This window comes from Acinetobacter rongchengensis, from assembly GCF_003611475.1.
In the GTDB taxonomy this organism is placed as follows: domain Bacteria; phylum Pseudomonadota; class Gammaproteobacteria; order Pseudomonadales; family Moraxellaceae; genus Acinetobacter; species Acinetobacter rongchengensis.
In genome coordinates this window covers 1-4,678 of record NZ_RAXT01000104.1, presented here as the reverse complement: position 1 = coordinate 4,678, position 4,678 = coordinate 1, and the positions used below count along the sequence as shown (strand labels likewise).

General features: G+C 37.2%; 8 protein-coding genes. 6 read left to right on the top strand and 2 right to left on the bottom strand.

Features of this window, described 5'->3' with window-relative positions; translation table 11 throughout:
* The first annotated feature begins 46 nt into the window (after positions 1-46).
* Both D7V20_RS18600 and D7V20_RS18595 read left to right on the top strand, forming a co-directional pair.
* Positions 47-262 carry a hypothetical protein gene (locus D7V20_RS18600; RefSeq protein ID WP_002011639.1) on the top strand — a complete coding sequence of 72 codons (216 nt, stop codon included), beginning with the start codon at positions 47-49 and terminating at the stop codon, positions 260-262.
* Positions 263-1,142: 880 nt separating this feature from the next.
* On the top strand, positions 1,143-1,511 hold the full coding sequence (locus tag D7V20_RS18595; RefSeq protein WP_120385353.1) for a hypothetical protein: 369 nt from the start codon (positions 1,143-1,145) through the stop codon (positions 1,509-1,511).
* Here the strand turns inward: D7V20_RS18595 and D7V20_RS18590 are convergent.
* Positions 1,480-1,965, bottom strand: a complete 486-nt coding sequence (locus D7V20_RS18590) for a hypothetical protein (RefSeq protein WP_120385352.1) — start codon at positions 1,963-1,965, stop codon at positions 1,480-1,482. The genes D7V20_RS18595 and D7V20_RS18590 overlap by 32 nt on opposite strands.
* Before the next feature lie 160 nt (positions 1,966-2,125).
* On the bottom strand, positions 2,126-2,542 hold the full coding sequence (locus tag D7V20_RS18585; RefSeq protein ID WP_025464995.1) for a conjugal transfer protein TraD: 417 nt from the start codon (positions 2,540-2,542) through the stop codon (positions 2,126-2,128).
* A gap of 280 nt (positions 2,543-2,822) precedes the next feature.
* On the opposite strand from D7V20_RS18585, the gene D7V20_RS19920 reads away from it, so the two are divergent.
* The 4 genes from D7V20_RS19920 to D7V20_RS18570 all read left to right on the top strand — a co-directional run.
* Positions 2,823-2,978: a heme exporter protein CcmD gene (locus tag D7V20_RS19920; protein WP_161772599.1), complete on the top strand. Its 156-nt coding sequence runs from the start codon at positions 2,823-2,825 to the stop codon at positions 2,976-2,978.
* Positions 2,978-3,901 (top strand): MobA/MobL family protein, encoded by a 924-nt coding sequence (locus tag D7V20_RS18580; protein ID WP_002011644.1) that lies wholly within the window; start codon positions 2,978-2,980, stop codon positions 3,899-3,901. The genes D7V20_RS19920 and D7V20_RS18580 overlap by 1 nt, the downstream gene beginning before the upstream one ends.
* Positions 3,898-4,398, top strand: a complete 501-nt coding sequence (locus D7V20_RS18575; RefSeq protein ID WP_025464991.1) for a hypothetical protein — start codon at positions 3,898-3,900, stop codon at positions 4,396-4,398. Before D7V20_RS18580 ends, D7V20_RS18575 begins: the two co-directional genes overlap by 4 nt.
* 40 nt (positions 4,399-4,438) lie before the next feature.
* A partial coding sequence (locus tag D7V20_RS18570; protein WP_147395812.1) for a BrnT family toxin occupies positions 4,439-4,678 on the top strand: 240 nt, incomplete at its 3' end.

The window sequence follows — 4,678 nt, the reverse complement described above, 5'->3', positions numbered from 1 at the left end:
ATCACTGCATTTGAACCATCACATCACCAAAAGCGGAGGTACAGCAATGCAAAATGAACTAGAACGCTATAAAAATTTTGACCCTACCAATGCGCCATTGGTTAAACCTAGCTTTGTGAAGAAATTACAGGAACGCCATACCATAGCTCAAGCACAGGCTTTTGATGCTGATGTAGTTGCATGGTTAAGTTCACAAGATAATGAAACAAAACAACATATTAACGATATGGTTCGCCATATTATGGCATTGAAACGTGCTTGATTAGGGATTTAGTCATGATTAGATATGACCTCTCTTTTTTGTCTTAATATCTGATTGATCAAAGAAAAAGCCCATTGAATCTTGCAACTCAATGGGCTTTCGCTTTATATTCAGCGGTACGCAGTTATTTGATGGTGGAACATCAAGTAACGAAGATCAGCAGAGCTACCAACTCGTGCAGATTTCACACAAAGGCTTGTACCTGAACTCTATTTTCACAATAAACAGTGTTTAGATCAAGACTCAAAATGATAAGTCTTCGTTAATCCGTGTTTTAAATCATCAAATAAGCATCCTAGATCGAGCTTTGCCTGCTCCTGCGTGTCCGTTTTACGGATTGGCATGCGTTGCATGTGGAGGGAATAAGTGTCACTGGTGCAACGTAGCGATAGTCGAAAGGCTAAACCGCTACAGGGGAATCTCACAAAAGCGGAGCGTTAAGAGTAGTTGTATAGGTTGGTTAAGTTGTATGTTGGGGAAACCCTCGCAGAGATACCGCCATACTTCGACAGGGAGCGTGTGGGGAGAGGTGCAAGACCTTTAGTCCTTGTCTGCATAGTTTGCAAAGCTATGTGCGGATACGACCGATATACGTGGCTCCGAAGCCAAAAGAATATGCGGTAAATCGGCAATACTTAAAGGATGCGTCATTTTTTTAAATGACCGCCTTTAGGGAGAGTATTGCCGAAACTCTCTCAACCGTTTCCAAAGCCAAAGCACGAAGTGCGACGCTTTGGGTACGAGTTGAGAAGTTGAGAGCATTTTTTTTTAGGAAGTATAGTAGTGCGGATAATCAAATACTCCTTTTTCTGCTTAGGCTATTGAACCAGTTTTGAATAAACTGTTACCCTATAAAAATATATTTTATGAGAAGAATATTATGAAAAAATTGGAACTAGAAGTTGAAAATAATACTATGACAAATGGAAAGGCATTAGTTTCTTTACCTAATAATTTGAATGGGTTAGCGAAAGTTAAAGGAAATACATTAATTGATGTAGAACAAGGTGTTGTAGTGAGAGATCAGGACTCAAGTATTGAGGTTTTACTTTTAGAGTATTTAAAAGAAGATATTCCTCAGGAAAAAGTTAAAGAAGTTGTGAGTGCAATAAAGAGCTTAAGAGAGAAAAACTTAGATACTGTTTCTGAAACTTTATTTTCGGCAAAATTGAATCAGTATTTAAAGGTTGGAACTACTATTATTGGTCTAGCTAATGTTATTTTAGGTATTCCTGGGCTAGGTTCTTAAGAAGGTTTTCAGCTTCTAATTTTCCAAGATTTGCTTTTATATATTTTATTTTACAAGCTAACTGATGATTTCTCTTAATAAATTTTTGGTTAGCTTCTAAGTTAATAAGTTCTTTAATTTTTTTATTAAATTCTATATTCCTTATTGAACTATTTTTCTTCTGCTCTTTTTTTATGATTTTATGCTTTTCCTTATTTTTTGAAGGAAGAGGGTATTTTAGTTTTGAATCAGCAACTGAAATTAAATTATTTACATTATGAGTATAGTTGTTTGATATAGCTCCTTTTCCGTAGCAATTAGATAAAAAGACAGCATTATTAGAATTAAAAAAACCACTACCTAATATATTGAAGTTAGTACAAAAGTTCATCTCTATACAATTGTTAAACCCTGAAAAAGAGCAATTGTTTATAGTCATATTTGTACAATAATCTGCACGAATTGCAGTCGCCATAAAATTCATCCTACCTTAGTTGCCTTATTATTAAGATAATACACCTTATGCAAAGTAATCTTTAATTATCTTTATAAATCAAAAATATAATTTTTAGACCCTCTGTATATAGATGAGTTTTTTACGTGCTTAGATAAAGTTGAATAAAAATTCTGAACAATCACTTTTTGTCTTTTTTACGATGATTTAAAGTTTCTTGTCCTAGCTCTTTCCAAATTTGCCATTTCATATCATTAGGATCAATTTCAGCAGTTTTTAGAAGAATGCCAAGTAATTCGGCTGGGTCACGCTGATCTAGGTTAGCTATTTCAAATAGTGCGCCTAATTGAATGAGATGACGTGTACGAGCTTTACGTTCTGCTTCCTTTTCGGCATTCAATAATTTTCTAACTGCAACTTTTTGCTTATTTGCTCGATCTATGGCTTTTTCAGCTTTGATCAAGGCATTGATTTTTTTCTCTTGGTCGGGTGTTCTGTACTGAATTTTGGCTAATTCAAGTAAAAGTTTTTGAGCATCACTAGGATTCTTTAAAGCAGAAATATATGTGATTTTTTCAGACAGCCAATCATTATTCATATTCAATTCCATTAATTCATATACCGCAAAAGCACAGGCTCAATACTCAAAGAACGATAACAAAATATTTACGTTCGAGTAACGTAATTTTGTTAAAGTCGTTCTGGAGATTATCGCCTGTACTTCCATCAAAAATTTGATGGCGCGCTTAGACGTTTCTCAATTTCATTGAGAAACCTAAGCACGTTAGGGACTTCATCCCTAAAACCCTGAAACTTCTTTTTTTCGTTCAATTGAAAATTGAATGAAAAAAAGAAGTACCAAAGCTAGGAGCAACAGCATGCAACTAAAACAGGTATTGGGAAAAATCAAAGATATTAGTTTTGGCGTGATCGCAGCACCGCTAATTATCATCATTATGATGTGGGCTTCGATACTCGATCAAAGAACATTTAAGAAAGAACTAGACCGAAAAAAGGCACAGGAAAAAACCTAATGGCGATAGCTCGTTTAAGTGTGAAAGTTGGTAAGGCAGGTAAGGCAGCACCGCATGCCGAATATATTGATCGGGACGAAGAAAAAAAGCTGAAACAGGAACAATCCGACCTTGAACATAGTGACTATGGAAATATGCCGAAATGGGCTGAACATAATCCGATTACCTTTTGGCAAGCAGCCGACCTTTACGAGCGTAAAAATGGCAGTACCTATCGAGAATATGAAATTGCCCTGCCTAGAGAGATGAATGCTGAGCAACGCCTAGAACTGGTTGAAGACTTTATTCAGTCTGAAATTGGCTCAAAATATCCGTATCAGTTTGCAATTCATAACCCTAAAGCAATGGACGGCAACGATCAGCCCCACATCCACCTCATGTTTAATGAACGTCTGCAAGATGGAATCGAACGAGATCCAGAGCAATATTTCAAACGCTATAACAGCAAGAATCCTGAACGTGGCGGAGCTAAAAAAGACAATACAGGCAAGAGTTACCAGGAACGAAAAACTGATATTAAAGACCTACGCCAAAGGTGGGCGGATTTATGCAATAGCCATTTGGAAAAACACCAAATTGACAGCCGTATTGATATGCGAAGCTACAAAGAGCAAGGCATAGAGAAAGACCCTGAAAAGAAACTCTTACCAAGCCAAGCCAAAGACCCTGAAATCAGGGAAGCCTTGCAACAGTCACGTACAGCCTATAAAGAGCTTGAGCGACTAGATTTAGGCGACCCTAAAAACGACCTGAAAGACCTCAAAAACAGCCCTATCTCAGACAAAGAAATTAAACAGGGCATTGAGAGTTTTAAGGCTGATTTTGCCAGCTTTAAACAGCTTGCCTTACAGCAGTACAAAGAACAGCAGAAATTAGAACGAGAGCAACAGAAAACAATGAAGTTTAGAGGGATGAGCCGATGACACCTGATGAAAAAAAGTTATATGCACTGATGGCAGTTGCAGAACAACAGCAGAACCTAGTCAATCAGGCCGTTAAAGAGCTTCAAATCACGAAAGAACACATTCAGAAGGTCATCGCAGAGCAAACCCATAGCACTGTATCAAAATCGCTAAATACGGGCTTACAGGAGGGTACAGCAGAGCTTATCAAGACCGCTAAGGCACTTGGACATTTAAAAAACTCGATTGAATCAACTAGTGATCAATTTTCATGGAAAATCATCACCATTATTTTAGGCATTTTCGCCATTCTGATGCTTGGCATCATTTGGTTATTCAGTGTTTATATCAAACCTTTAGAAAATATCCCTCAGATCGAGAGCTTAAGACAGCAAGGTATCCAGTTTGATATTGGAAGCTGTACTGTTGGAGAGGAATCTAAACCGTGTGTTCGTGTGATGAAAAAGCAGTGCGGATATGGAAAAAATGGAGATTTTTGTGTCATAGACCCAAAATAATAGGCATATTTTTTATTTCACGAGAGGAAAAGAGGTAATCATGCCATTAATTGAATATTACGGCTTGTTATTTGAATGGCATGACCAAAAAATGGATTTAGTCTATCGAGGGCGAGAAATCACGTTCGAGGAGGTCTGTAGTATTTTCCTTGATCCTGCATTGATCTCTTTTGAGGATGTAGGACACTATGATGAACAACGACTAATATCAGTCGGTTTAAGCAATCGTGGTAGACTATTAACAGTGGTTTGGGTTGAACGTGGAGATGTTGCGAGAATA

Excerpts from the sequence above, each read along its gene's own strand:
- D7V20_RS18600 (WP_002011639.1), top strand. The coding sequence starts at position 47 with ATGCAAAATGAACTAGAACGCTATAAAAATTTTGACCCTACCAATGCG.
- D7V20_RS18595 (WP_120385353.1), top strand. The coding sequence starts at position 1,143 with ATGAAAAAATTGGAACTAGAAGTTGAAAATAATACTATGACAAATGGA.
- D7V20_RS18590 (WP_120385352.1), bottom strand. The coding sequence starts at position 1,965 with ATGGCGACTGCAATTCGTGCAGATTATTGTACAAATATGACTATAAAC.
- D7V20_RS18585 (WP_025464995.1), bottom strand. The coding sequence starts at position 2,542 with ATGAATAATGATTGGCTGTCTGAAAAAATCACATATATTTCTGCTTTA.
- D7V20_RS19920 (WP_161772599.1), top strand. The coding sequence starts at position 2,823 with ATGCAACTAAAACAGGTATTGGGAAAAATCAAAGATATTAGTTTTGGC.
- D7V20_RS18580 (WP_002011644.1), top strand. The coding sequence starts at position 2,978 with ATGGCGATAGCTCGTTTAAGTGTGAAAGTTGGTAAGGCAGGTAAGGCA.
- D7V20_RS18575 (WP_025464991.1), top strand. The coding sequence starts at position 3,898 with ATGACACCTGATGAAAAAAAGTTATATGCACTGATGGCAGTTGCAGAA.